The sequence below is a fragment of the Sphingopyxis indica genome (assembly GCF_900188185.1).
GTDB classification, from domain to species: domain Bacteria; phylum Pseudomonadota; class Alphaproteobacteria; order Sphingomonadales; family Sphingomonadaceae; genus Sphingopyxis; species Sphingopyxis indica.
Map to the genome: position 1 here is coordinate 32,964 of NZ_FZPA01000008.1, position 25,388 is coordinate 58,351.

The following is a 25,388-nucleotide window of genomic DNA, read 5'->3' on the forward strand; positions in this document are numbered from 1 at the left end:
CCACCGGCCCTTCCGCCGACCTATGCCGCGAGCGTCATGAAGCGGGCGACGTCCTGTGGAACGAATTGGGGGCGAACCAGTGCGCCAAGGGCATCGCGGCCAAGCTTGCGGAGGTCCTCGTTGAAGTCGCCGAGCCGCGGCGACAGCACCACCGCCTCGATTCCGGCTGCGTCCGCTCGTTCGACCAGGCTATCGCGCGCGCCGTCGCCTGCAGGGTCATTGTCGCGGGCGATGTAGAGCCGGCGCAGCGTGTCGGGGAACTGGCAAGCGGCGAGATGGGCTGCGGAGAGTGCGGCCATCATTGGCATATCGGCGATCTGGCGGAGCGACAGGACGGTCTCGATGCCTTCGCCGGCGGCCATGACCTCGGTGCCGAGGCCGAAGCGGACGGCGTTGCCGAGCAGGTCGCCCATCGCTCGTCGCGGCGTTTCGATCGGTGCCTTATCCGGGCGTTGGGGGTCGAGCCAGGTGCGATGCGCCCCCGTGATTCGTCCGTTCAGATCGGTGACTGCCGCGATCATCGCCGGCCATGTCTCGGTCGGCGAATAGTCATCCGGTCGGTAGTAGCAGCGCGGGTGGTAGTGCAGGCTTCCGGTTCCGCGCAAATCCGTAATCCCGCGTTCGTGCAAATAGGTCGTGACGATCGTGCCCGAAATCGGCTGCGCCATTTTGATGAGACGGCGAGCCGCTTCGGGCGAGCCGACAGGTGCTGGAGTGCGGCGCTCATGGGGGCGCGGCTCCGGCTCAGGCGGTGGCATGGCGAGGAACGTCCGGGCTTCGTCGGCGACATCCTTGAAGTCGATGAGGCCGCAGCTCTCGCGGATGACGTCGAGTAGATCGCCATGTTCCCCTGTCGCGGCATCGGTCCATTTTCCCGCCGGTCCCTTGGGAGAATCCTTGAGCCGGACATACATGGAACGGCCGGGCGTGTTGCGCGCGTCCCCTACCAGCCAGTAGCGGCCTTCGCGGCGACCGCTGGCGAGATAGTGACGGCACACCGCCTCGGCCTGGCGGCCAAGGCGGTGTGCGAGATCGGACGGGTTCTCCCGGGCCATCAGGCTGCCTCCCGCTCGATGATGCGCGCGACCGGATAGGTATCGAGCAGCTTGGCGAGAACGACGGGACCGGTGGTGTCGACCGGGACGAAGAAGCGCAGTTTCCACGAGATGATCTCGCTGAACAGGCCATAGGCGCGCAGACGCTCCCGCATCGCTTCGGTAAAGCCGCTCAGTTCCATGCGATAGCTGCCCATCACGCGCGCGCGACGCAATTGGAGCCCCTCGGCAAGATCGAGAGTGGTCGTCCCGTCCATCAACGCGGAAAAAGCGTGGTCAGGTGCGAGGGTCGTGGCCCCCGTGGTGGCGGCGTTTGCCGCCCATGCCGGGGAGACCCGTCGCCCGATGATGCGCTCGCCAGCGTCGGTCTGGAGCCGATAGACGCGGGTGGATTCGTCGGGGAGGCGCTTCCAGATAGGCAACAGCAGGCCGGCGACGATGTGGATCGTGCTTTCGGAGAATTCGGGGACGTCGGCAATCTCGGCATGCCAGGCCTTGGCGAAAGCGTCGCGGCCGACTTCCTGCCAATGGCTTTCGGCCATCATGTGCAAGGGTGCATAGTGCCGTTCCATCGGCCGGATGAGGCAGACGCGCCGCTCGATTTCGCCATCGTCGAGCATGATCGCGGATGCCGGCACCTGAACGGCGGCGCGATGTGAGCGACCATTGACCAGCAGCCGCGCGCGCGGATCGCCAAGATGGTCGAGGGCGTCGGCCAGGGTCGTGGGGTGATTGCGCTCGCGGCATGAGATCGTGAGCAGGCGCGTCTCCGCCCCGGTCCCCGGATGCGTATGGATGACGTCGCTGTCGGTGACGACGAAGCTTTCCGCACGCAGGGTTTCGAGCCCGACATCGTATATGCCGGCGCGGATGGCGCCTTCGATCTTGGCGTTGAGCAATTGTTCGAAGGCAGTGAACAACACGCCCTGCAGCTCGATGGTCAGCGCCAGCAGGCGATTGAGGAACGTCGTGATCGGCGGCAGTTCGTCCTTGATGCCATTGTCGTCGGTCAAGCGGAGGCCGGTCGCCGATTCAAAGCGGTCGAGCGAGCAGCCATCGACCTTGCCGCGAACGAGCAGCAGATAGAGCTGGCGGAGCGCATCGCGCGCGTAATGCGATTCGAGATTGTCTTCGGGCCGGAAAAGGCCCTGACCCCCGGTCTGGCGCTGCCCGCGCGTGATGGCGCCGAGCGTGTCGAGCCGGCGGGCGATTGTGGAGAGAAAGCGCTTCTCGGCCTTGACGCCGGTGGCGACTGGCCGAAACAGCGGCGGCTGCGCCTGGTTTGTGCGGTTGGTGCGGCCGAGACCCTGGATGGCGGCATCGGCTTTCCAGCCCGGCTCAAGCAGATAATGAACGCGCAGGCGCTGGTTCCGGGCCGCAAGATCGGCATGATAACTGCGTCCGGTGCCGCCAGCGTCCGAAAAGATCAGCACGCGCTTCTGGTCATCCATGAAGGCGGCCGCCTCGGCGAGATTGGCGGATGCCGCGCGGTTCTCGACGACGAGGCGCTCGCCCTTGCGGACGACGCGGCGTGATCGGCCGGTGACTTCGGCGACCATCTCCGTGCCGAACCGCTGGACGATCTGATCGAGCGCGCCGGGAACGGGCGCTAGCGCTGCGAGCCGCTCGATCAGCTCGTCGCGGCGGGCGACGGCTTCGCGGCTCTCGACGGGTTGTCCATCGTGATAGACGGGGCGAGACGAGAGATTGCCTTCGCTGTCGGTGAACGGCTCGTAGAGCTGCACCGGGAAGGAATGGGCAAGGTAATCCAGGACATATTCGCGGGGCGTGATATCCACGCGAATATCATTCCATTCTTCGGTCGGGACTTCGGCCAGACGACGCTCCATCAGGGCCTCGCCGGTCGAAACGATCTGGATGACGGCGGCATGGCCAGTGGCGAGATCCTGCTCGATTGAGCGGATCAGCGTCGGTGTCTTCATGCTCGTCAGCAGATGGCCGAAGAAACGCTGTTTGGCGCTTTCGAAGGCCGAGCGGGCGGCGGCTTTCGCCTGCCGGTTGAGGGTGCCTGTCGCGCCGGTGATATTGGCGGCCTGCATGGCTGCGTCGAGATGATTGTGGATGATGGCGAAGGCGCCGGCATAGGCGTCGTAGATGCGGGTCTGCTCAGCAGTAAGCTGGTGCTCGACCAGCTCATATTCGACACCGTCATAGGAGAGCGACCGGGCCGTGTAGAGGCCGAGTGCGCGCAGGTCGCGGGCGAGCACTTCCATTGCCGCGACGCCGCCATTCTCGACTGCCTCGATGAACTCGGCGCGGTTGGCGAAGGGGAAATCCTCCCCTCCCCACAGGCCAAGCCGCTGGGCGTAAGCGAGATTGTGGACGGTGGTTGCCCCGGTTGCCGAGACGTAGACGACACGCGCATTAGGGAGCGCGTGCTGGAGCCTGAGTCCGGCACGGCCCTGCTGCGAGGGGGCGACGTCGCCGCGTTCACTTTTTCCGCCGCCGGCGTTTTGCATGGCGTGGCTCTCGTCGAAAATGATCACTCCATCGAAGTCGGAGCCCAACCATTCGACGATCTGCTTGACGCGGGAAAGCTTTTCTCCCCGGTCGTCGGACCGTAGCGTGGCATAGGTGGTAAAAAGGATGCCTTCGGCAAGCCGGATGGACGTGCCCTGCGGAAAGCGCGACAGCGGCGTGACCAGCAAGCGCTCCATGCCAAGCGCCGACCAGTCGCGCTGGGCGTCCTCGAGCAGCTTGTCGGACTTCGAGATCCAGACGGCCTTGCGGCGGCCCTGGAGCCAGTTGTCGAGGATGATCCCGGCCGACTGGCGGCCCTTGCCGGCACCGGTGCCGTCGCCGAGCATGAAGCCGCGGCGGAAGCGGACGCTGTGGGCCGCATCATCGGAAGCTGCGGAAACCACATCGCAGGTCTCATCCACGGTCCAGGCGCCGGCGAGATATTCACCATGCGCTTCGCCGGCATAGATGACCGTTTCGAGTTGCGCATCGGAGAGAATGCCCTCGGAGACGAGCGCGGCCGGAAGCGTCGGTCGGTAGCTCGGCTTGGGCGGCGCGACCGATGCCATGGCTGCGGATTGCACGAGCTTGGTCGGATGGGGCTGCGCGCCGGGAAGGCGGATCGACTGGAGCGCATAGGGTTCGTAGATCGAGTCAGACAGGCGTGCGCCCTCGGGCGGCGTCCAGTCGACCGGCTCGTAGCTGAGCGGCAGGCCGTCGGGCGCGGCAATGCCGCGAGGCGGCTGCACCCTGGCCGTGCGGGCGAGATAGCCGCGCACCGTGCGGGGCATAGCGCCAGCCACGACGGGCACGCTTGGCAGCGAGCAGCTCATGCGCGGGGGAAGCAGGTTATCCAGCCATTGCAGGAGCGTCGTGACATCGGGCGCGACCCCGGCGGATTCGGGAAAGCGCGCTTTGTCTTCGGCGGGACGCTTGTCGATGACGGTCAGACGCGTCTCGATGGTCGTGCCATGCTTGGCATAGACAGAGCCCGCGATCGCGGCGGTGAACACGATGCGGCCGCGCTCCTGCAACCGGATGAAACTGTCTCGCCAGGCCGGAGCCTCCGGCGAGAAATTGGCGCCGGTGATCGCGACGAGGCGGCCGCCCGGAGCAAGTCGTGCGAGAGCGGAGGCGATGTGCCGATAGGCGGCGTCGCCCATCCGCCCGGAAACATTGGCCATCACCGAGAAGGGCGGATTCATGATGACGACGCTTGGGACGGTGGCCGGATCCAGATGGTCGTCGATCTGGGCCGCGTCGAAGCGCGTGAGCGGTATGGCCGGAAAGAGAGCGGAAAGCAGGTCGGCGCGTGTCTCGGCCAGTTCGTTGAGATCGAGCGTCGCGCCCGCAATCTCGGCGAGGATCGCCAGAAGGCCGGTGCCGGCCGAGGGCTCCAGCACGCGGTCGGCCGGCGTCAGCGCGGCCGCGGTCAGCGCCGCGAGGCCCAGCGGCAGGGGCGTAGAAAACTGCTGAAAGGCCTGCGCCTGCTCGGACCGGCGCGTATGAGTCGGCAAAAGGCCGGTGATTTTGGCCAGAGCGGAAAGCCGCAGAGCCGGCGAAGCGGATTTACGGAAGAGCGCCTTTCCGTATTTGCGCAGGAACAGGACGGTGGCGGCTTCGCAGGCGTCGTAAGCAGTCTTCCAGTCCCAGGCACCGCTCGCGTCAGACGCGCCGAAGGCGGTCTCCATGGCGGCGCGCAGCGTCGCGGCGTCGACCGGCCGACCCTGTTCGAGATGGGGCAGAACCTGCTCGGCGGCGGCAAGAACGGCGCGAGCCGGCGGGGTCTCCGGCGCGAGCGGGAGCGAGGCGGCCTGAGCGGCCGCCTGTGCGGAAGCGTTGTTCATGATGGGAACCTCGGGAGAGCGGAGAAGGACGAGCTGACCGGCGCTCTCTCTCGACCGGACCGGCTCAAATCCGTCCCGGCTGTCCTCTTCCTCTCGGGCGGCGGCCGTCAGGCCCCGCCATCCCGCGATCCCCGCGGTGCGACGGGCATTGAAGTCGTGGCAGGAGAGTGGCGCGCAGAGGAAGTCGCTCGTCCAAGATAAGCAAAGCCGCCCAACGACTTATGTTGATGGACGGCTTATACGGTTTGTCCGGATGCGCCGAAGCTGTTGCCGATTTCGCCTTTTCAAGCTATCTTACTTACGTCTTACATTTAAGGAGGTTCGCCGTGGCCACCGCACAGGATCGGCTGACGACTGTCATATCAACCAAGGGCCAGGTCATTCTGCCCAAGGCGATCCGCGACTTGCGGCATTGGCCCGCTGGCACGCGCCTGACGGTGGAGAGCACGTCGGAGGGTGTGCTGCTGAAACCGGAGCCTGCCTTTGCGCCCGCGACCGTCGAAGCGGTGTTCGGTTCGCTCGCCTTTGAAGGTCGGGCGAAGTCGATTGATGAGATGGACGCTGCGGTCGCGGCGGAGGCGGCGCGGCGTGCGCGCGATTGACACCAATGTCGTCGTTCGTTTTCTGACCGCCGACGACAAGCGCCAGGCCAAGGCCGCACGCGCCGCGATTGAAGCCGGTGATATCTTCATCGCAACGACGGTGCTGCTCGAAAGCGAGTGGGTGCTGCGCAGCGGCTATGGTATTGCGCCGTCTCGGATTGCTGATGGCTTGCGTGGGCTGGCCGGCTTGCCGGGCATTACCATTGAGGAGCCGGCGATCCTGGCGCAGGCGCTCGACTGGATGAGCGAGGGCATGGATTTCGCCGACGCGCTCCATCTCGCCAAAGCCGGTCATTGCAACGTCTTTCTAAGTTTCGATCGCAAGCTGGCCAAACGTGCCAAGGGACGAGCGCCGATCCCCGTCGAGACGCCATGATCATTCAGCGGCGTGCGATGAGGGTCGTGCCGCCTCGCGCCACCATGCGATCCGCTCCTCCCGGCTGGCATTGGCGAGCCTGCGAAGCAGATCGCCATGGCAGGGCAGCGGCGCGCAGAAACAGACGAGGTCGCGACCGCGCAGCTCGTCGAGCGCGCGCAGCAGATGAGTCTGGCTCGCGAGCCAGCGCTCGTATTTCGCGATGACGGTCGCGCGATCACCATCCCGACCAATGCGGAACGGATTGCCCCATTTGCTGCCCCGGCCGATATAGACGGCCCCGGTCGGAACGCCCGACCGATGCTTGTTCAACACTCTGCACATTGCCTCGCCTCCAGTTCGCGTTGCGGCGAACGACGGGCGGAGGGCGGTCAGGCGGCGGGGGTCACGCCAGCGCCCTGGCGCGCGGGAACGGCTTGTCCGTTGACCTGCGTCGCGCCGCCTCCAGCCAGGAAAGCCGCAAGCGCACGGAGGTGTCAGGTGCAGAAGATCGGTCGAACCGTTCGGTCGATAGACGGTCGTTGTTTCGGGGCCAGGCCGAAGGGGCTATGATCGCTTATTCATAAGATGGCGCACCGCGGTTCCGCTGACATCGGGAATGATGAGAGTGCGCCGCCATTGGGTTTCGAGGAGAGCGTGGTGAGAGGAAACACGATCGGGATTGTGGCGGCCGCCTGCCTCGTTATCGGCTTTGTGGCCGGATTCATTCTGCGGCCCGCTATCGCGCCCGCCTCGGCGTCGCCTGCCGCGGCGGCCGGGATCGCACAGCCGACCGAGGAGGAAGCGACGGAGGCCGTGCGCCGACATCGTCTGTTCACGGGGACGGTGCTCTCTCATGCGACGTTGAAGCTCGGCGACTGCTCGCCCGGTGGAATCGGCCCGGGCGTGATGTGCATGACCCAGGTCGTGCTCGACCCGACCAAGCCGAACGCGACGCCGCAGAACCGGGCGATCGGTTTTGCCCGCGTGAACGGCCAATGGGAAGTGGCCGTCTGGTAACGACTGCTATCCGAACCGGCGTCCGTTCTCCGTGAAGGTGTAGCCGTTGGCGAGGATCGCCTCGTCGACGGAGGTGTCGGAGGACTGATACTCATATTCGGCTTCGAGCTGGCGATAGAGCCAGCGCGCCAGATCGCGCAGCGTCTCGATCACTGCATCTTCTGCATCGGCCGTCATGTCCTGCCAGGTCGGGCTGTCGCGCTCGACTCCGATCGCCATGCAATATTCATGGTAGTAGCGATCCCGGTGAACGATGCTGGCATGAAGCTGGTAGAAGTTGCGCCGCTGGACCGCCTGCAGAGCATCGGCAATCCGGTGCAGCTCGCCATCTTTCGGCGCATAGCCCCGAATCTCGCGGGGAGCGGCCTTGGCATAGCGATAGCGCCCTTCAAAGCAGGCCCCGTCGCCCTGACTCCAGAACCCGGAGAAGAAAATGCACGGCTTCTGCCTTGCGCCACCGCCGTAGAGGCGGACCGGGTAAGTTCGCAGCTCTATTCCAAATATGGCGCAGATGCGTTCGAAATCGTCGAAGACGAACTCGAACCAGTCATGCTCGAAGCCGGTCTGCCGATACCATGCGCGGGCTTCGTCTTTGGCGGCGTCCGCGAGCTCATCGAGCTGATAGACGGTGGTTTCGATGATCTCAGGCATCGGGATCGCCTCCATCGAGCACCTCGTCGAGCCAGCCTCCGGTGTAGGTCCACGCCACGGTCTTGCCGGTGGCGAGATCGAGAACATGGGCGCCACCGCCGAACGCGCCGACGCGGGGGCGCGAGCAAGTATTGGCGTATTGGAACCCCCACCGTCCGGTGAGGCCGAACGCGCTGGCACAGCGCTTGACGAACTGGATGACATGCTCCGGGTCGCCGGTGACATCGTCGCGGATCCAGAGGCTGGTGCCGCCATGTTCGGGAACGATGGAAAGATCGAACCCTTCGGATGGCGGATCTTCCGATGCGTTTTCGTCGGACAGGCGGTTGTAGAGATCGAGTGCGCGGGCCGCGTTGTCGAGCGTTCCGACATCGAGCACGCAGGAGAAATGGGTGAAATAGTCGGCCATGAGGGACTCCTGAAACGAAAACGCCCGGCGCGCTGGCCGGGCGGGATTGATGGTGAGATCGGTGGAAAGGGCTGCGGCGCTAATCGTCGAAGACCGGCAAAGCGTCGTTTTCCGGCGCGTCGCGATCGAAGAGGATGTATTCGGCGCCAAGCTGCCGCGCGTGGCCCATGATCGATGCGAGATCAGCGGGCTGATCGGTTGGGGGCGTCTCCTCGACCCAGAGAAACCAGCCATAGGGCGTGGCGGCGATCATCGCCTCGCCGCTTGACGCGAGCGTTTCCAGCCAGGTCCGAGTGCCGGGCGAGACATGCGCCGTCGAGCAATCGAAAAACAGCCGCAGCGGATATTCAGGTTTCATCGCACGTCCTCCAACACGTTTTGGTCCAGCTCGCTTGTCTTGCCTTCGGCCGCAAACGGATCGACGATTTTGTGGATCGGCTGGGCGCGCCCCATCCAGGGCTGCGGACGAATCTGGCGCACCCAGTCGGCGAAGCTCGGAATGAAGCCGAGATCCTCGAGCACATGCTGCTCGCCGATCAGGCGGACAGGGACGATGCGTCCGGTGGAGATCGCGAGCGCCTTTCCAAAGGTGCGTTCCAGCTCGAATATGCCTTGGGCGTGATGGCGCAGCGCGCGGTGCCGGAAGTCCGCTGTGATCAGCTTGGATGGTTCGTCGAACCATTGGTGGAGCGGCAGATAGTCGTCCGCCGTTCCACCCCATTTGCGCACCGAAGAAAGCGCGTGATGATAGCAATGGCCCATTGTCGCCTCCCTCAGAAATCGTGGCTGTAGGATTCGGTGGCGGTGTAGCGCTCGTTGTAGTCGAGCGAGATCGACCGCTCGGCGACGTCGAAAACGAACTCGCCATAGGCGCCGTCATTGTTCTCCCAGCCGCCATGGGTCTGGCTGAGGAAATCATAGGCCATGGTCTCGATCGCCTCGTCGGTGCTGCACAGTTCGCGCTTGACGTCGGGGCTGCCCCAGAGTGCGGACTGAATCTCGATTTTGGCGTCGGGCAGGTCGGCTGGCTGGTCGCCTTTGAAAGCGTCGATCTCTTCGACCTGGCCGCTATCGCCATAGCCATCGAATTTGACGACAACCTGGCTGATACCGGCCTCGGCAAGCAGGTCGAACAGCACTGTCTTGTTGCCCACGAGCAGGCGGCGGGCGGCTTCGTCAAACGCCTTCTGTTTTGCCTCAAAGGCGGCATAATCGATCGTTGGCGTCGGCTTGGGGGTGTCGGTGTCCATCGGAATTGCTCCTGAAATGAAAGCGCCCGGCGCGAGGACCGGGCGTGAGTGGATGGAAAGCGGGGAGACGCGCGGGACGGGGCGAGCCGTCCCGCGCGTCCTTGCGTTATTCAGCAGCGATCGCCGCCGGTTCGTCCGGCTCGCTGAGCTCGCCTGCCTCGTCGTCATCGGCAAGGAATGCAGGCAGCGCTTCGGTCTCGTCGTCAGGCCGGTCCGCCGCGTCCCCATCCAGGGGCGCTAGTCGGAGCGGCTCGGGAAGCCAGCCGCTATCGGCGAGAAGCCTTTCGGCCTCTTTCGCCATGTCACCCTTTTTGAGGTGGTCGATGAGCTGCGCGGCCTGTTCGCCGGCGCCCTCGCGCACCGCTTCGAGGATTCGCGGTTTGGTCACCCGGCCGAGATAATTGCCGACCGTCGGCCGCCACCCGATCGCTACCATGTCGAGACCGAGCGCACGTGCGAGCCGATTCGCCTCATGGATGCGTTGCTGCACGCCATGCTGCGTCGGGCCGGCGCCATAGGGATTGGCCTTTTCGTAGAGCGCGTTGACGCCGAACGACACGCAATGGGCCAGAAGCGCCATGCGGCTCGTCTCGTCGAGGCCATCGATACGATCCCACAAAGCGTCGTCGTCGGTCGGCAGGTCGTTCTTCCACGCGTCCTGGCGTTCTTCGACGGCCTTGGCGGACGCGCTGTCCTTCAGATCGTCCGCCTGCACGGGGAAGAAGACGTGGCGCACCGAAGCCTCCAGGCATCCCGGCGCAGCGATATGCTGGAAGGTATCGCGCACGAGCTTGTGCAGGAGCGCGGTCATCGCGATATGCGGGTTGCCCGCAAGCGCATCGCGCAGCGCGAGGGTGCGATGTGCCGTCAACTCGGTCACCAACCGCTCGGGCAGCGGCTTGATGAAATCCTCCTCTTCGTCATCGTCCTGGGACTCGTCGCCCAGCGTGATCACGGTGCGTTGAACGGTAGCGTCGTCCTCGGAGCCGGGATGGCCGGCGCCCGGTGCGTCAGTCTCCTCGCTGCCGACCGGAGCCTCGTCCTCGGGGCGAACATAGCCGCGATCGACGCTGAGCCGGCCATCATGCGCGATGCTGACGAAAGCGCCGGCCCGCACGACCTCGGCGGGATGGTAGGCGACCGGGCGCGCCTCGAAGCTTTCGAGTGCGGCCTCGATTTCACCAAGCCGCTCATCCACCTCATCGGGCAGTTCGTCCGCTTCGGCATATTCGGATTCGAGGCGGTCATATTCTTCGCCCAGCGCGGTTCGCGTGGCGCGCTCCTCATCGGTCAGGTCGATCGGCGTGCCGGTGAGTTCGCGCAATCCATGGGTGTGGCCATAGGGAAAGTCGGCGGCGACCTGAATCCATTTCCAGCCTTCGCCGGCGATGCTTTCCGCTTCGGCCTTCAGCTTGTCGGCAACGAGCCGTTCGAGCAGCGGGACGTCTTCGACCCATCCGCCGTCGTCATCCTGGAACAGGTCGCGCATGACCGCGCCGCCAGCCTCTTCGTAGGCCTCGAGCGTGACGAAACGCACGCGCCGGTCCGAGGCGCGGACCGTGTTTTCGGTCAGCATGCGGCGGATCTGATAGGGCTCCTTCGACCAGCTATGCTCGATCGCTTCCCAGACTTGCTCCTGGCGCGCGGGATCGGCCGAGACGGTGAAGGCCATGAGCTGTTCGAGCGTCATGGCGTCGTCGGCGTAAAGCTCGAGGAGCTTCTCCGACACGGAGACCAGCTTGAGCCGCTGCTTGACGATGTTGAGCGACACGAAGAAGCGCGCGGCGATCTCCTCCTCGCTCAAGCCTTGTTCGCGCAGAGTCTGGAAGGCGCGGAACTGGTCCAGCGGATGCAGCGGCGCGCGCTGTACATTCTCGACGAGCGAATCCTCCTCGGCCGAGATGTCGGTGCCGGTCTCGCGCACAATGCAGGGGACGGGCGCGGTTCGCGCGAGCCGCTTTTTCTTGGCGAGGAGTTCGAGCGCCCGGAAGCGGCGACCGCCGGCCGGAATCTCGAACATGCCGGTCTCGCCGCCGTCGGCGTCGAGAACCGGCCGCACGTTGAGGCTCTGGAGGAGGCCGCGGCGGGCGATGTCCTCGGCGAGTTCCTCGATCGAGACGCCGGCCTTGACGCGCCGGACGTTCGACTGGCTGAGCACGAGCTTGTTGAAGGGAATGTCGCGCGAGGCGCTGAGGGTGATTTTCTGAACGGCAGTAGCCATCGGGATATACTCCGCGACGGGCGCCGAGAGCCTCTCTCTCGGCTTGAAACCCGTCACGGAAAAAGGGCGGAGCCCTCTTACTCTCTGCGGCGGCGATCCGCCTGGGCGGTACGGAAAGACGCAAGGCCGCAAGCGCGCCGATGCGTAGAACCGGATCGGCGGGATGGCAGGGACGCGCGGCATCAGACGCCGCACAGCCCCTCGCATTCGTTCGGCCAGAGATCGAGCTGGCCGCGATCGGCGTCGGTCGTAAGATCGGCCTTGTCGAGGGGAACGGCGGAGCGATGCAGATAGACCTCACCGCGGATTTTGCGGAAACCCGTGCGAATGTTGCGATCGACCCACACGGCATCGGCCCAGGAGTCGGGATCATGGTCGCGCATGTGCCGCCAATGATCGTCGGAATGAAATGGACAGCCGATGCAGCTACTCCGGGGTGGCCGAGGATAGCCGTTGCGCTTGAGCCAGCGCAGGCAGTCGTGCCGGGTCATGCGGCGTTCGATCAGCGGCCAGCGGTTGACCTGCCACGCTTCGAACGAGGGCTTCATGCGGAGCACCTCGTCGAGCGAGATGCCGATCCATTGTTCAGCGACCGGCGTTGCAGGCGACCGCCGACCGGCGATGCCGAGCAGCTCGCGGACCTTTCGGCGGATCGGCACGATCTTGTAGTCGCCGGTGCATTGGCGGCGGATCATGCCGACGCCTACCCGCTCGGTCTTGAGGATGCGGGCGCCGACGACAACGAGATCGCCATTTGCGTCTTCGTCGTAAACGGGGAGCTCGGTGCCGGCGGGCGTGACATTGCGGGTGAAGGCCGGGATCGAAGCCCAGCGCTCCCCTTTGGCGCCGGCAAGTAGATCGGCGCGCAGGTTGCCGGCCGACACGATGTGGACGGGGAACGGCAGGACGTTGGGCGACTTCAGCCAGGCGAGATGTTCGTAGACCGCCTTGGGCTCCCATCCGGTATCGGCGAAGATGGCGCAGTCGGGCATCGGACCGATCTCGCCATGTGCGGCCATCAAGGCGAGCGTAGTCGATTGAACCCCAGCGCCGAGGCTGAGGACGCGTAGGCGGATGTCCGCCGGCTCTTTGGTCGTCATCGGGATAATCTCCGCGATGGGCGGCCGGGAGCCGGTCTCTCGGCCTTCAACCCATCACGGAGCGAGGCGCGGCCCTCGCACTTGGGAGGACCGCGCCGCGGAACGTCGAAGCGTGAAGACGGAAGCGTGCAAAACCGGAGAGCCGGAAAGCCGTCTCCCCGGTTTTTCGGAAAGTCAGGCTGCCCGGTCCATCAGCCTCTTGGCCTTGGCTTCCATATCGAGGCGGGCGTCCTGATAGGGCTTGTGCCGCGCGACGGCGGTGATGCCTTGCACGAAGTCGAAGACGCTTTCCGGCGGCCGGCCTTCCTCGGCCAGCACGGTCTCGATGATCTTGCCGGTTTCGGCCTTGGAAAAGCCCCGCCGACGCAGGAAATCGCTGCGATCCTCGTCGTTCTTCGCCACGATCCGCTCGCGCGCGGCCCTGATGCCGTTGACGAAAGGCATGGGTGAGGAATCCGCGAAGTTCAGCAGTGCGGGCGCGGCCTCATGGGCGAAGCGGGAGGCTGCATATTTGGAGTGACGGATGGTGATTTCCTCGAAATCCTCCACCCCCCACAGCATCCTGTTCTGGCAGACGGCGCGAAGATAGAAGGACGCGATGCCGAGCGTTTTTGCTCCGACCTCGCTGTTCCAGGCATAAAAGCCGCGGAAGAACAGGTCGGGCGAACCGTCTGGCAGACGCCCGGCCTCGATGGGGTTGAGATCGTCGACGAGGAAGACAAACACGTCGCGATCGGAGGCATAAAGCGTGGTCGTGTCCTTCGCGACATCGACATGGGGGTTGTAGATCCCGGTCGACCAGTCGAGCACACCAGGGACCTTCCAGCGCGTATCGCCGGTGCCATTGCCGGCGATACGCTGGATGGCTTCGATCAGCTCATAGTCGTGGATGCGGCCATAGTCGGGGCCGGTTACGGCGCGCAGCTCGACGCGGCCGTCTTCGATCTCGAAAGTCTTGACCTGCTCGGCTCGATGCGAAGTCAGGCCATATTGCAGATTGATGCCGGCGAGCGCGGCTGGAAGCTGGCGGAGATAGGCAGCCGGGGCGCCGACCAGGCTGGCAAGCTGGCCGAAGCTCCAGTGCGTCGGTGCGATGGGCGCATCAGCGCCCGGCACGATGAGCGCGAGGCGTTCCGGGTCGGAGCGGTTCGCCTCGACCTGGACCAGGGCGCTGTCCACCACACGCGTCTTGCTGCGCTCGGACCGCTCGCGCACGGTTCGCGCGAGGTCGGAAAGGGAAAGAAAGCGTTCGTCGTCGGGGCGCGAGAACCACTCGGACGAGACACGGCCGATCCGCTGGCCGCGGCTGACATCGACCTTGTAGCCGCCATCGGCGCCGCGGTTGGCATCGAGAACCTGCATAGTCATGGGACAAAACTCCATGACGGGCACCGGAGGGCCTCTCCCTCGGCTTTCAACCCGTCACGGAAAATTGGTCCGCACTCTCGCTCTAGGGGGCGTTGCGGGGATCTCCCCGCTTGAAGGGGTCGGCCGAGACTACGGGCTCGGCCGCGGGGGAAATCCTTCCCCTCCAGGTACATGGTTAAAGTGATTTTAAGCTTGGAGGGAAGGTCTTTGTTTACCGCTTGCGACTATTTTGGTCGCATCCCTTGCTATACTCAGGTTCCAGGCGGTTGAACGTTGCTCCGCATTCAAAATCAAATTCTTCGGATGATCGCGAATGGCGAAGGGCTTGATGAGACTGCGCAACAGATTTGCAAAAGTTTCGAGGCGGCCGCGCCGCACCTGATTTGTTCGATCGTAAGCGTCGACCGGGCCGGTCTTATCCATCCACTTGCCGCACCTGGCTTGCCGGCGGACTATTGCGCGGCGCTTGATGGGCTGTTGATCGGGCCGGAAGTCGGCTCGTGCGGTACGGCGGCGTACCGGCGCGAAGGTGTCGTGATCGAGGACATCCGCCGAGATGCGCGCTTCGCGGACGCCGTTGCGCTCCTTGGAGGCCTCGATCTTAAAGCTTGCTGGTCGTTTCCGGTGATCGATACGGATCAAGACGTGGTCGCTGTCCTGGCCGCGTATTGCCGCGATCCGAGAGGACCGCAGGCGGATGAGCGCGAGCTGGCGGAGACCTGTGTCGAGCTGTGTGCGACGGCGCTGCGCCGCCATGCTCAAGCGATCGATCGTGAGCGCCGGGCGACGATTGACGCGCTGACGGGACTTCCGAACCGGGCGGCCTGGAGTGCCGCGCTCGCCAACATCCCCTGCGATGAGCCGGGGTCGTGGGGCATGTTCGTCATTGACCTCGACAATCTCAAAATCGTCAACGACACCTTCGGCCATCTTGCCGGCGATGCCCTGATCCGGGCAGCGGCGAAGCGGGTGGCGCGGGTGATGGCGCCCGACCCCACCTTCCGGCTCGGCGGCGACGAATTTGCGGTCATCATCCGCGCGCCGAGCATGTTGGCCGATCTCGATGCTGCAGCGGAGCGGATTTTCGGTGCGCTGGCTGAACCGGTAAGCTGCGCGGGTCACGCAGTTATGCCGAGCGCGACAATCGGCGGGGCCGTGCTAGGACCGGATGAGGCGACCGCGCTGGCCGTGAACGAGGCAGCGGATTTCGCGCTCTATCATGCCAAGGAGACGGGTCGAGGCGGTTTCGTTCGCTACTGGCCGGGGATCGGATCGCGCATCACACACCGCCGCGACGCGATCCGCGACGTGACACAGGCCCTGGCGGAGGGTCGGATCGAGGCGCATTATCAACCGGTGGTCCGGCTCGACACCGGCGAGATTGCCGGGCTTGAAGCGTTGTGCCGCATGCGCGACAAGGACGGGGCGATCATCGCAGCCGAGGCGTTTCACGAGGCCACCTCGGATGCCCATGTCGCCATCGAATTGACCGGCTACATGGCGCAGACCATTGCGAATGACGTTGCCTGGTGGCGTGATAACGGCCTGCCGATCGGGCATATCGGCCTCAATGTCTCGATGGCGGACTTTTACACCGGCAGCATCCTGCAAAAGCTCGAAGCTGCGTTCGACAGCTCGGACATAGGGCTGGACCGTCTCATTCTTGAAGTCAGCGAGGACGCCTACGCGGGTCGGCGTGACCGTGTGGTGGCCAGGGAGCTCGCGCGACTGCGCGCAGCCGGCGTGCGGGTGGCGCTTGACGATTTCGGCAAAGGCTATGCGTCGCTGACACATGTGCTCGATGTTCCGGTCGACATCATCAAGATCGACCGGACGCTGATTGGGCGGCTTTGGCCGGACGATCCGGGCATGATCATGATCGAGGGACTGATCGAGACAGCCAGGAGGCTGGGGATTGCCATTGTGGCGGAAGGAATCGAGACCGAGGTCGAGGCCAGCCAGCTCTGGGCGATGGGCTGCGAACTTGGCCAGGGGTTTGCGTTCGCGCGGGCAGCCGATCGCGAAACCATGGCGGCGCTGCTGCGCCGGCACGGCGCTGGAGTCCCCGACGCAACTCCGCTTTATGCGGGGAGCATGGCGCCGCACACGGCGCCGGGCCGGCCGGAATGGGCGAAACGCCGCACCAGCGCCGGATAAGCGCAATTGAGATCGAGGCAGGCGGCGGTTAGTCTGCGGCTATGGCAAAGCCTGAGTCTCTGTCGCTTTGCGGCAATCGCCTGCTGGATGCAGCGATCGACCAGTTCGGCCGCATGGGCCGCAACGGTGCAAGCACGCGTGCGATCGCGGCGGCGGCCGGAACGACGATGTCGGCGATCACTTATCATTTCGGCGGCAAGGACGGCATCTATCTCGCCGCGGCCGGGCATATTGCCGACCATCTGGAGCGGGTGCTGGCCCCAAGCCTGGATGGCGCGGCGATGCCGGTCGCGAGCGATGACGAGGCACTCCTCGCGGAGATCGACCGGCTCGTGGCGGCGCTCCTCGATCTGATGCTGGATGAGCGCAGCGCGGACTGGGCGCGCTTTGTGTCGCGTGAGCAACTGGAGCCCACGGAGGCGTTCGAGATTCTCTACGATCGCTTGCTGAAGCGCGTCGGCGAAAGGCTCGCTGCCCTGATCGCTGGGCTCGGGCATGGCCGGTGGGACGATAGCTCGATACGGGTAAAGGCGTTGGCCATTCTCGGCCAGGTTCGAATCTTCGGCACGGCGCCAGGCATGGTGCGGCGGATGACGGGGCTCGATCCGGCCAAACCGGAGGACAAGGCGGCGATCGAGGCGCACTTGCTCGCCGTTTGTCGCGCCGCCGCGCTTGCGTGACGGGCAGCGCCGGTTTGCGGTTGCCGATCTCGAGTTCGGGGCGAGACGGCTCCGACAGTCCCGAGTTCGCCTTGCGACGAACCATCGCCACGTCACATTAACTCAGTCGCTTATGGACAGGTCGTTCGCATATGCCCGGCAGAACAGGTCGGTTGCAGCCCTTATCCGCTCACGGTCGCGCGCAGGATTCGGCTCCTGTCCGAAGCGCCGTTCGAGATCCCCCAAACCGACGCACAGGCTGATAAATAGCTCAGCGGCGATCCCTGGATCCCCGATTCGCAGCGCCTTTGCGTCTTTCATTGCGGAAAGGAGTTTGGAAAGTGCCGTCGTTACTCGGTGCGGTCCTGCGGCGAGAAAGGCGGCCCCCACATCTGGCTCATTTTCCGCCTCGGCAGCGATTTGTCGCTTGAACCGCACCATCTCAGGTTGAGAAATGAAGGTTACAACGGCTTGGCCAAAGGCCGTTAACTGCTCGTCCAGCCTGCCCGCTGCGAATTGGTCGAAGGAAAATTGATGGCGTATCCGTTTACACTCGTCTTCCACCGCCGCGATGAACAGCTCCCGTTTGCCACCGAAATGTTTGTAGACGGTGACCTTCGAGACGTGTGCGTCAGCGGCGATCTGCTCAATTGAAGCCTGGGCCAACCCAATTTCGAAGAAAATACGCTTGGCAGAGGCTATGATTGCCTGGCGCTTTGCGGTGTCGACGGGACGCCCGGCGCGTCGCGAATGATGTTCAGGCATGTTATGCATTCCGGCGACTTGGGCGCTGGGTAGGCTAATAGAGACCCAGCAAGGGGAACGAAAGTGTTAGGGCAAAACGGGTGTGCAATCTTTACTCGGTGACCAAGGGCCAGGTGGCGATTCGCGATCTGTTCGGCGCGATGAACGACTATTCTGGTAACTTACCGTCAATGCCGGGTGTATTTCCTGATTATTCGGCGCCGATCGTGCGTCGCTCGATCGATGGCGCGCTCGAACTGGCGCTGGCCCGCTGGGGGATGCCGTCGCCGGCGTTCGCGCTCAAGGGAAAGCGGGTGGACAAGGGCGTCACCAATATCCGTAATACGGCGAGTCCCCATTGGCGGCGATGGCTCGCGCCTGCAAATCGGTGCCTCGTGCCGTTCACATCTTTTTCCGAACCCGCGCGCGGTCCCGATGGAAAGTCCGAGCCGGTGTGGTTTGCGCTGGACGAAGAGCGCCCACTCGCTTTCTTTGCGGGGGTGTGGACCAGTTGGAGGTCGACCCGCAAGCTCGCGGAAGGCGAGGTGAGCTGCGATCTCTATGGATTTCTGACCACCGACGCGAACGAAGAGGTCGGCGCCGTCCATCCCAAGGCCATGCCGGTGATTTTGACGGCAGCGCGAGACTGGACGCGTTGGCTCTCTGAGCCGTGGAACGAAGCGCGAGCGCTACAGCGACCCTTGCCGGACGGGTCGCTGCAGACTGTCGCGCGGGGCGAAAAGGAAGATCCAGCGCGATTGGGCTGAGCATGCGGCAGCGGGCGGCGGTCAGCTCGCGGATTGACGAGGGTTTTGGGTGCCCATCGCGGCAAGAAGGGTATCGAATATGTATGATCCGATCGTTCAGGAGTTGGTGGAACCGAGCAGCGAAAGGCGCTTCCTCGGGGAGCGAACCCAATGTCGTTATTGCGGCGTCACCGGCGCGGGTGTTTTCGGAAGCCGGACCAATGCGCATGCGCTGCCGGCTGCGCTCGGCAACCGAACATTGTTTGCACTCGATGAATGCAAGGCGTGCAATGCGAGATTCTCGATTTATGAAGATGCCCTATGCAAGGCGGTCGGTCCGTTCCTGACCCTTGGCGGTGTACGCGGGCGCAATGGCGTGCGCCAGACCGGTCAGAGCCGGTCGCGATCAACAGTACGCCATGCTATTGTGAACGGAAAGCGCCAGCTCAGCGTCGCTGCCCAGGGCGATGCCAACGCGCTGGTGGACATCGACAAGGCGACGGGACAGCTCAAGCTGACGATGCCGGTAGAGGGCGATGTCTTTGTGCCCCGCTATGCCTATAAAGCCTTGATGAAGATCGGTCTGTCGATGCTGCCTGGCGCGGAACTGCCGAGGTTCTGCAAAGCCATTGCCAGCCTGGCAGATCACGATGCCGAGCCGCATAAGGGGCCTTTGTTGGTCGGGTTTTCGCATGCCTATGTCGGAAACTCGCCACCAGCGCTTGCCGGAACGCTGCTGCGCCGACGGGACGCGACGGCCCCTTTGCCCTATATGATTTTTGTGCTGATGGCAGGATCGGTGTGCTTTCAGATTTGGCTGCGCTCGGACGATCTTGATGAGCATGTGCCCGAGGTGGGGCGGCTTGGTGTCCGGTTCACCGCACAGCTCCCCAAGCCGGAAGGAGGATATTTGCCGATCGCGTTCAGTGATCCGCTGCAGTTTGACTGGTCGGCGCTGACATCCGCCCTGCAGCCCTTCGAAGCGTTCGAACTGACGTTCGACCCGCGAACGACCGCGGCGAGTTTCAGGCCAATCGCCCGATAGTGAGAGTGGGCACTGCCGCCATAGCAACCGGCTTACTGGAAATCCCGCGACTTCACCCTGATTTCGCTGATGTGGCGATGGGGATCAAACATGTCCCGCGGCCGGAGTCCCTTGGGAGGAAGGCTCCGGCCATCCGGCGTGGGCGGTCCATGGTGGACTTCGTCGCCGCCGTCATGTGGAAGCGGAAAGGCTGCGTCGCGCGCACCGATGCTTGCGAGGCTGGCGGACCAATCGGTCAATCGGTGGGCTACGAGGTGAACGACTTCACCCTCGCGCTGAATACGGCCATGCACCGCCATCATCGTCGCCCCGAGCACGATACGGCGATAGCGCTCGAATATCTTCGGCCAGATCACCAGGTTGGCGATGCCGGTCTCATCTTCGAGGGTGATGAACATGACCCCTTTGGCACTGCCTGGCCGCTGCCGCACGAGGACGATGCCGGCGGCCTCAAGCCAGCGTCCGTCACGTTCCTCCATGGCCTGGCGACAGGTGACGATCCGGCGCTGAGAGAGATTGTGCCGCAGGAAGGCGACCGGATGATTGCGCAGCGACAGGCCGAGATGGCCGTAATCCTCTACCACCTCGCGGCCCGCTGTCATCATCCGAAGCGCAACCGGGGGCTCGTTGCATTCGGTGCCGCTTCTATCCTCGCGTGCGGCGGCCGCCGCAAAGAGGGGAAGAGGTTCGTCGCGCAATGCCCTGATCGCCCATAGCGCCTCACGGCGGGCAAGGCCGAAGGCCGAGCGGAACGCATCGGCTTCGGCGATCCGCGTGAGCGCTGAAACCGGAACACCTGCGCGTTTCCAGAGGTTGTCGATGCTGACGAAGGGCTCGTCGCCACGCGCCGCAATGACGGCCGCGGCATGGGCATTGGCGAGGCCCTTTACCATGCGCAGGCCAAGCCGAACGGCGAAGAGGGTTTCGTCTTCGGTTGGCTCGAGGCGGCAGTCCCAGCGCGAAGCGTTGATGCAGACGGGACGAATTTCCACGTCATGATCGCGCGCGTCGCGGACGATTTGGGCCGGCGCGTAAAAGCCCATGGGCTGAGAACTGAGCAAAGCCGCGCAGAAGACGTCCGGGTGCCAGCATTTGAGCCAGGCGGAGGCATAGGCGATCAGCGCAAAAGAGGCTGCGTGGCTTTCCGGAAATCCGTAAGAGCCGAAGCCTTCGAGCTGCTTGAAGGTCCGTTCGGCAAAATCGGCCTCATAGCCATTGGCGACCATGCCGGCGACAAGCTTGTCCTTGAACGCCGAGACGCCGCCGGTAAATTTGAACGTGGCCATCGACTTGCGGAGCATGTCCGCTTCGCCCGGCGTGAAGCCTGCGCATTCGATGGCAACCCGCATCGCCTGTTCCTGGAAGAGCGGCACGCCGAGCGTTTTGCCGAGCACCTTTTCCAGCTCGGGCTTGGGATAATGAACCTCCTCCAATCCTTCACGGCGGCGCAGATAGGGATGCACCATGTCGCCTTGAATCGGGCCGGGACGGACGATCGCGACCTGCACGACAAGATCATAATAGGTCCGGGGCTTCAGACGCGGCAGCATCGACATCTGCGCGCGCGACTCGATCTGGAAGCTGCCGAGTGTGTCGGCCTTGCGGATCATTGCATAGGTGCGCGGATCCTCGGCCGGGATGGTGGCGAGATCAAGCCGGATGCCCTTATGCTCAGCAAGCAGGTCGAGGCCGCGCTTCATGCAGGTGAGCATACCAAGCGCCAGGAGATCGACTTTCATGAAGCGCAGCGCGTCGATGTCGTCCTTGTCCCACTCGATGACCTGCCGGTCGACCATCGCCGCGGGCTCGATCGGCACGAGGTCGTCAAGCCGGTCATGGGTGAGAACGAAGCCGCCTGGATGCTGCGACAAATGCCGCGGGGCGCCCATGAGCTGGCGGGCGAGATCGAGCGTGAGTTTCAGGCGCCGGTCGGCGAGATTGAGATTGAGCTCCTGGAGATGGCGTTCGGCAACGCCATCCTCCGACCAGCCCCAGACCTGGCCGGAGAGCGTCTTGATGAGGTCTTCGGGAAGACCAAGCGCCTTTCCGACGTCGCGCAGCGCGCCCTTGGTGCGATAGCGGATGACGGTCGAGCACAGCGCGGCGTGACCGCGACCATAGGTTTCGAACACCCACTGCATGACGATCTCGCGGCGTTCATGCTCGAAATCGACGTCAATATCGGGTGGCTCGCGGCGTTCCTCCGAAACGAAGCGCTCGAAGAGGAGGTCGTTACGACCCGGATCGATCGACGTGATGCCGAGCACATAGCAGACCGCCGAATTGGCGGCTGAGCCGCGCCCCTGGCAAAGGATGTCGCGCGAACGGGCGAAGCGGACGATGCTGTTCACCGTGAGGAAATAAGGGGCATAGTCGAGCTTCTCGATCAGGTGCAGCTCATGCTCGATGGTGGCGCGCACGCTGTCGGGCAGACCTTCAGGATAGCGCTCGGCAGCGCCTGCCCAGGTAAGCGTTGCAAGGGTCTGTTGCGGAGTCAGGGCCGGATCGTCCCGCTCCTCGGGATATTGATAGGCGAGTTCGTCGAGAGAAAACTGGCAGCGCTCGGTGATCTCGATGGTCCTTGCGAGCGCTTCGGGATAGCGACTGAACAGGCGGTGCATTTCCTCTGGCGGCTTGAGATAGCGGTCGGCATGGCGCTCGCGGTGATCGCCGAGATCATCGATCGTGACATTGTGGCGGATGCAGGTGACGACATCCTGCAGGATGCGCCGGCCCGGCTCATGGAAGAGGACGTCATTGGTGATGACCGTCGGCACGCGCATCTGAATGGCGAGATTGGCGAGGTCGTGGAGCCGGAGCTGGTCGTTGGGGCGTCGCCTGAGGGTCAGCGCCAGATAGGCGCGATCGCCGAAGGCGTCGCGCAGCCGCCGGAGCCGCAATCCGCATTCGTCATCGGCGCGATCGGGCACCAACACCGCGAGCAGACCGTCTCCGTAAGTGGCGAGATCCGCCCATTCGAGATGGCACTTCGCCTTGCCGGCCCGGCCCTTGCCGAGTGACAGAAGACGGCAAAGCCGCGAATAGGCGGTACGGTCTGTCGGATAGACGAGCACCGACATCCCGTCGGCCAGATCGAGGCGGCAACCGACAATGAGGCGGACGCCCGTGGCTTTCGCCGCCTCATGGGCGCGCACGATTCCGGCCAGCGAATTGCGATCGACGACGGCGAGCGCCTTGATGCCGATTGCGGCGGCCTGGCCGAAAAGCTCGTCGCACGACGAAGCACCGCGCAGGAAGGAGAAATGCGAGGTGACCTGCAGCTCGGCGTAGCGGGGGCCGGTCACCCGAACACTCCATGCAGAAACCAGCGGTGCGAGCCCGTGGCCGCGTCCTCGCCGTCGCCGGCGCGATAGATCCAGTACCGTTCGCCGGCATCATCCTCGACCCGGAAATAGTCGCGCACCGCGGTGAGCTCCGCGTCGCGTTTCCACCATTCGCCGAAGACGCGCTCGGGGCCGTCGGCCCGTTTTACCCGCCGCCGCACGCCGCGCCAGGTGAAGGAAACCGGCGGATGATCGGGCAGAAGCGCCACGGTTTCTATAAGCTCGGGCCGGGGGAGCAGGCGCGATGGCCTCGGCCAGTGATCGGGCCAAGTCGCTCCGGTCTCCGGAGCCGCCGCCGGTATCCGGCAGACCGCACGCTCCGGTACGTCGCTTGCGATGGGGGCAAGGCGGTAGATGGCGCGCTCGCCGACGCGGTTCATCAGCGTATCGACGAGACCGGTGACGTCCGGTGTTTCCTCCTCGATCAGTGTGCTGACCGATTGCCGGCATTCCAGCGGCTCGGCACTGGTAGCGGCAAGGATCATCACCTCGATGCCGAAGCCGGGGTCGATGGTCTCGATCTTATCGCAGAGAAGCCGGGTCAGGCGCGTCGCATCCCGGACAGGTACCGCCATGCCGACCCGAACCACTTGTGCGCGGTTGTCGACCCGCTGGCAGAGGAGATCGAGCCGGCGAGCGCCGAGACCGCGTGCCTCCAATGCTGCACAGAGCACTCCGACCAGCTTGCCGATATAGCGGGCGATGGTCTCGGCCGCACCGATCGGCTCGGCGAAGGCGCGGCGGACCTCGATGAGATCGGGCGACTGCACCCGCTCGATCGGCTCCGACAGCACACCGGACGCCTGGTCGAGCCGACGTCCGAGTTCGGGGCCGAAGCGCAGGGTGAGCGGCGCGCGCGGTTGCGCCAGCAAGTCGCCGATGCGCTCGAAGCCGAGCACGCGCAAATCGGCCACAATGACGGCCGGCAGTCGGAGCGCTTCGAGCGGCAAGGCCATCAGCGGCGCCGTGCCATGTCCCCGCGCTGCCACGGTGACAGGTTCGCTGGCAAAACGCGCTAGCGCGTGAGCAGCGCCCCAATTATCGGCGATGGCCGCGCGTGCGGCCACACCCGACATGGCGAGCCGGCCGATCAGTGTTTCCAGCATGATCTGTTCGCCGCCATGCAGATGATCGGCGCCGGTGGTGTCGATGACGATGCCGTCCGGCGGATCGGCGGCGGCAATCGGCGCGAAACGCTGGAGAATCCAGACGGCAAGCCGTTCGAGCGCCTCGGCATCTGCGGCGGGCTCGGCATCCTGCATGACGAGGTCCGGCACCAGCGCCTGGGCCTTGGCCGCGGGCGTGCCCGCGCGAAGGCCGGCGGCCAGTGCGGCGGCATCCGCCGCCATCACGACCCGCCTGTTTCCTTCCCGGCCAACCAGGACGAGCGGCGCCTCAACCGGAGGCGCCGCGTTGCCAGCCTTCCGCCGCACCCGGTCGGTGGACCAGGTCGGCAGGAAGAGCGAGACGACCCGCTGCATCGCATGCCTCCAGTTCGAAATCCGCGCTCTCGCCCGCACGGGCGCGAATGAGTTCAACCAGCCAGCGGTGCCGGCCGACGCCGGGCACCGGCAATGCGGTCGATGGCAGTGCAGACACGCGCCAGCGTGTCATTGCGGCGGTGGGCTGGCCGAAATCGGCGGTTTCGGTTTGCCGGCGCCAGCGGCGCAGGGCGATGCCAATCGATTGACTTCCCTCGGCCGCGAGCTGGAGACGGCGCGACGCGGTCAGGGACAGGTGCGCGATCTCGGCAACGACGGCGCCAAGTCCACCATGCCGCAGCCCTTCCTCCATACAGGCGAGAACGGTCTTGTCGTCGCCGGCCTCCACATAGATCACCCGATCAGGGGCAAGACCCGCTTGGGCGAGCGCTGGCGCGAACAGATCCGGCCTGGTCACGCACCAAAGAACCTTGCCTTTGCTGCGTGCGGCTATTCCTGCCGCAAAGAGCGCTGCCGCCGCGCCATCAACCGCGCCATTGCCGCCACCGGCGACCTCGTGAAGCGCACCGATGGCTAGGCCACCGCCCGGAAGGCGCGAGTCCACCTCGGCTATCCCGAACGGGAGCGCCGTTCTCGCGCGTCGTTGCCGGCCTTCGATTTGGGCGATTTGAGCGCGTAGCGACTGTATGGCGGACGTGGACCGCACGTTCGTTGTGGGAACCTCCTGCGAGATACTCTGGTATGTTCACTATTTGTTCTACATTCCCGATCGAGGAGTCAAGCATTGCGTCAGCGTTCCCCCTTCCCGGGTCGGCCTTAGCGATGCAGACCTTCGCATGATGGAGGCTAAAGGGAGACCTCTTATTTCGACTGGCGCATAGGCAGGGGTGGT

Annotated in this window: 22 protein-coding genes; 7 read left to right on the forward strand and 15 right to left on the reverse strand. The window is 64.6% G+C overall.

Annotated elements, in window-relative coordinates; translation table 11 throughout:
* Positions 1 to 20: 20 nt before the first annotated feature.
* Both CHB69_RS11590 and CHB69_RS11595 read right to left on the reverse strand, forming a co-directional pair.
* Positions 21 to 1,055 carry a DUF7146 domain-containing protein gene (locus tag CHB69_RS11590; protein ID WP_089216168.1) on the reverse strand — a complete coding sequence of 345 codons (1,035 nt, stop codon included), beginning with the start codon at positions 1,053 to 1,055 and terminating at the stop codon, positions 21 to 23.
* Complete coding sequence (locus CHB69_RS11595; RefSeq protein WP_089216169.1) at positions 1,055 to 5,383, reverse strand: strawberry notch family protein; 4,329 nt, start codon at positions 5,381 to 5,383, stop codon at positions 1,055 to 1,057. Before CHB69_RS11595 ends, CHB69_RS11590 begins: the two co-directional genes overlap by 1 nt.
* A gap of 326 nt (positions 5,384 to 5,709) precedes the next feature.
* On the opposite strand from CHB69_RS11595, the gene CHB69_RS20400 reads away from it, so the two are divergent.
* Together CHB69_RS20400 and CHB69_RS11605 are read left to right on the forward strand one after the other, a co-directional pair.
* The gene (locus CHB69_RS20400; protein WP_245836737.1) at positions 5,710 to 5,985 is read left to right on the forward strand and encodes an AbrB/MazE/SpoVT family DNA-binding domain-containing protein; all 276 of its coding nucleotides are present in this window, start codon (positions 5,710 to 5,712) and stop codon (positions 5,983 to 5,985) included.
* Positions 5,972 to 6,361 carry a type II toxin-antitoxin system VapC family toxin gene (locus CHB69_RS11605; RefSeq protein WP_089216170.1) on the forward strand — a complete coding sequence of 130 codons (390 nt, stop codon included), beginning with the start codon at positions 5,972 to 5,974 and terminating at the stop codon, positions 6,359 to 6,361. Before CHB69_RS20400 ends, CHB69_RS11605 begins: the two co-directional genes overlap by 14 nt.
* Here CHB69_RS11605 and CHB69_RS11610 read toward each other — a convergent pair whose 3' ends face one another.
* A complete protein-coding gene (locus CHB69_RS11610; RefSeq protein WP_089216171.1) occupies positions 6,362 to 6,685 on the reverse strand; it encodes a DUF4326 domain-containing protein in 324 nt (107 codons plus the stop codon).
* A gap of 243 nt (positions 6,686 to 6,928) precedes the next feature.
* Here CHB69_RS11610 and CHB69_RS11615 point away from each other — a divergent pair, with 243 nt between their 5' ends.
* Positions 6,929 to 7,360 carry a hypothetical protein gene (locus tag CHB69_RS11615; protein ID WP_245836738.1) on the forward strand — a complete coding sequence of 144 codons (432 nt, stop codon included), beginning with the start codon at positions 6,929 to 6,931 and terminating at the stop codon, positions 7,358 to 7,360.
* A gap of 6 nt (positions 7,361 to 7,366) precedes the next feature.
* Here CHB69_RS11615 and CHB69_RS11620 read toward each other — a convergent pair whose 3' ends face one another.
* From CHB69_RS11620 to CHB69_RS11655, 8 genes are all read right to left on the reverse strand, one after another.
* On the reverse strand, positions 7,367 to 8,011 hold the full coding sequence (locus CHB69_RS11620; RefSeq protein ID WP_089216315.1) for an antitoxin of toxin-antitoxin stability system: 645 nt from the start codon (positions 8,009 to 8,011) through the stop codon (positions 7,367 to 7,369).
* Positions 8,004 to 8,420, reverse strand: coding sequence for a hypothetical protein (locus tag CHB69_RS11625; protein WP_089216172.1), 417 nt, complete (start codon positions 8,418 to 8,420; stop codon positions 8,004 to 8,006). The genes CHB69_RS11620 and CHB69_RS11625 overlap by 8 nt, the downstream gene beginning before the upstream one ends.
* 79 nt (positions 8,421 to 8,499) lie before the next feature.
* On the reverse strand, positions 8,500 to 8,778 hold the full coding sequence (locus CHB69_RS11630) for a DUF5983 family protein (RefSeq protein ID WP_089216173.1): 279 nt from the start codon (positions 8,776 to 8,778) through the stop codon (positions 8,500 to 8,502).
* Positions 8,775 to 9,182, reverse strand: a complete 408-nt coding sequence (locus tag CHB69_RS11635) for a DUF6915 family protein (RefSeq protein ID WP_089216174.1) — start codon at positions 9,180 to 9,182, stop codon at positions 8,775 to 8,777. The genes CHB69_RS11630 and CHB69_RS11635 overlap by 4 nt, the downstream gene beginning before the upstream one ends.
* Before the next feature lie 11 nt (positions 9,183 to 9,193).
* On the reverse strand, positions 9,194 to 9,670 hold the full coding sequence (locus CHB69_RS11640; RefSeq protein ID WP_212541920.1) for a DUF6878 family protein: 477 nt from the start codon (positions 9,668 to 9,670) through the stop codon (positions 9,194 to 9,196).
* Positions 9,671 to 9,776: 106 nt separating this feature from the next.
* Positions 9,777 to 11,891, reverse strand: coding sequence for a ParB/RepB/Spo0J family partition protein (locus tag CHB69_RS11645; RefSeq protein WP_089216175.1), 2,115 nt, complete (start codon positions 11,889 to 11,891; stop codon positions 9,777 to 9,779).
* Between the two features lie 182 nt (positions 11,892 to 12,073).
* Positions 12,074 to 12,991 carry a hypothetical protein gene (locus tag CHB69_RS11650; protein ID WP_089216176.1) on the reverse strand — a complete coding sequence of 306 codons (918 nt, stop codon included), beginning with the start codon at positions 12,989 to 12,991 and terminating at the stop codon, positions 12,074 to 12,076.
* 174 nt (positions 12,992 to 13,165) lie between these two features.
* Positions 13,166 to 14,359: a DUF932 domain-containing protein gene (locus CHB69_RS11655; RefSeq protein WP_089216177.1), complete on the reverse strand. Its 1,194-nt coding sequence runs from the start codon at positions 14,357 to 14,359 to the stop codon at positions 13,166 to 13,168.
* Positions 14,360 to 14,662: 303 nt separating this feature from the next.
* Here CHB69_RS11655 and CHB69_RS11660 point away from each other — a divergent pair, with 303 nt between their 5' ends.
* Complete coding sequence (locus CHB69_RS11660; protein ID WP_089216178.1) at positions 14,663 to 16,516, forward strand: putative bifunctional diguanylate cyclase/phosphodiesterase; 1,854 nt, start codon at positions 14,663 to 14,665, stop codon at positions 16,514 to 16,516.
* Between the two features lie 41 nt (positions 16,517 to 16,557).
* The gene (locus tag CHB69_RS11665) at positions 16,558 to 17,196 is read left to right on the forward strand and encodes a CerR family C-terminal domain-containing protein (protein WP_089216179.1); all 639 of its coding nucleotides are present in this window, start codon (positions 16,558 to 16,560) and stop codon (positions 17,194 to 17,196) included.
* Between the two features lie 102 nt (positions 17,197 to 17,298).
* Here the strand turns inward: CHB69_RS11665 and CHB69_RS11670 are convergent, their stop codons facing one another.
* Positions 17,299 to 17,940 (reverse strand): TetR/AcrR family transcriptional regulator, encoded by a 642-nt coding sequence (locus CHB69_RS11670; protein WP_089216317.1) that lies wholly within the window; start codon positions 17,938 to 17,940, stop codon positions 17,299 to 17,301.
* 80 nt (positions 17,941 to 18,020) lie between these two features.
* On the opposite strand from CHB69_RS11670, the gene CHB69_RS11675 reads away from it, so the two are divergent.
* Together CHB69_RS11675 and CHB69_RS11680 are read left to right on the forward strand one after the other, a co-directional pair.
* Entirely contained in the window at positions 18,021 to 18,686 is a 666-nt protein-coding gene (locus tag CHB69_RS11675; RefSeq protein WP_089216180.1) for an SOS response-associated peptidase, read from the forward strand.
* 79 nt (positions 18,687 to 18,765) lie between these two features.
* Positions 18,766 to 19,710 (forward strand): hypothetical protein, encoded by a 945-nt coding sequence (locus CHB69_RS11680; RefSeq protein WP_089216181.1) that lies wholly within the window; start codon positions 18,766 to 18,768, stop codon positions 19,708 to 19,710.
* 32 nt (positions 19,711 to 19,742) lie between these two features.
* Here the strand turns inward: CHB69_RS11680 and CHB69_RS11685 are convergent, their stop codons facing one another.
* From CHB69_RS11685 to CHB69_RS11695, 3 genes are read right to left on the reverse strand one after another with little or no spacing between them, the layout of a single operon-like run.
* Positions 19,743 to 23,015, reverse strand: a complete 3,273-nt coding sequence (locus tag CHB69_RS11685) for an error-prone DNA polymerase (protein WP_089216182.1) — start codon at positions 23,013 to 23,015, stop codon at positions 19,743 to 19,745.
* Positions 23,012 to 24,535 (reverse strand): DUF6504 family protein, encoded by a 1,524-nt coding sequence (locus CHB69_RS11690; protein WP_089216183.1) that lies wholly within the window; start codon positions 24,533 to 24,535, stop codon positions 23,012 to 23,014. Before CHB69_RS11690 ends, CHB69_RS11685 begins: the two co-directional genes overlap by 4 nt.
* The gene (locus CHB69_RS11695) at positions 24,450 to 25,202 is read right to left on the reverse strand and encodes an ImuA family protein (RefSeq protein WP_089216184.1); all 753 of its coding nucleotides are present in this window, start codon (positions 25,200 to 25,202) and stop codon (positions 24,450 to 24,452) included. Before CHB69_RS11695 ends, CHB69_RS11690 begins: the two co-directional genes overlap by 86 nt.
* Positions 25,203 to 25,388 lie beyond the last annotated feature (186 nt).

Coding starts and splice junctions, on each gene's coding strand:
- CHB69_RS11665 (WP_089216179.1), top strand. CDS start 16,558: ATGGCAAAGCCTGAGTCTCTGTCGCTTTGCGGCAATCGCCTGCTGGAT.
- CHB69_RS11630 (WP_089216173.1), bottom strand. CDS start 8,778: ATGAAACCTGAATATCCGCTGCGGCTGTTTTTCGATTGCTCGACGGCG.
- CHB69_RS11610 (WP_089216171.1), bottom strand. CDS start 6,685: ATGTGCAGAGTGTTGAACAAGCATCGGTCGGGCGTTCCGACCGGGGCC.
- CHB69_RS11680 (WP_089216181.1), top strand. CDS start 18,766: ATGTATGATCCGATCGTTCAGGAGTTGGTGGAACCGAGCAGCGAAAGG.
- CHB69_RS11595 (WP_089216169.1), bottom strand. CDS start 5,383: ATGAACAACGCTTCCGCACAGGCGGCCGCTCAGGCCGCCTCGCTCCCG.
- CHB69_RS11620 (WP_089216315.1), bottom strand. CDS start 8,011: ATGCCTGAGATCATCGAAACCACCGTCTATCAGCTCGATGAGCTCGCG.
- CHB69_RS11640 (WP_212541920.1), bottom strand. CDS start 9,670: ATGGACACCGACACCCCCAAGCCGACGCCAACGATCGATTATGCCGCC.
- CHB69_RS11635 (WP_089216174.1), bottom strand. CDS start 9,182: ATGGGCCATTGCTATCATCACGCGCTTTCTTCGGTGCGCAAATGGGGT.
- CHB69_RS11615 (WP_245836738.1), top strand. CDS start 6,929: ATGGCGCACCGCGGTTCCGCTGACATCGGGAATGATGAGAGTGCGCCG.
- CHB69_RS11650 (WP_089216176.1), bottom strand. CDS start 12,991: ATGACGACCAAAGAGCCGGCGGACATCCGCCTACGCGTCCTCAGCCTC.
- CHB69_RS11590 (WP_089216168.1), bottom strand. CDS start 1,055: ATGGCCCGGGAGAACCCGTCCGATCTCGCACACCGCCTTGGCCGCCAG.
- CHB69_RS11660 (WP_089216178.1), top strand. CDS start 14,663: ATGATCGCGAATGGCGAAGGGCTTGATGAGACTGCGCAACAGATTTGC.
- CHB69_RS11645 (WP_089216175.1), bottom strand. CDS start 11,891: ATGGCTACTGCCGTTCAGAAAATCACCCTCAGCGCCTCGCGCGACATT.
- CHB69_RS11690 (WP_089216183.1), bottom strand. CDS start 24,535: ATGCAGCGGGTCGTCTCGCTCTTCCTGCCGACCTGGTCCACCGACCGG.
- CHB69_RS11625 (WP_089216172.1), bottom strand. CDS start 8,420: ATGGCCGACTATTTCACCCATTTCTCCTGCGTGCTCGATGTCGGAACG.
- CHB69_RS11670 (WP_089216317.1), bottom strand. CDS start 17,940: ATGCCTGAACATCATTCGCGACGCGCCGGGCGTCCCGTCGACACCGCA.
- CHB69_RS11655 (WP_089216177.1), bottom strand. CDS start 14,359: ATGACTATGCAGGTTCTCGATGCCAACCGCGGCGCCGATGGCGGCTAC.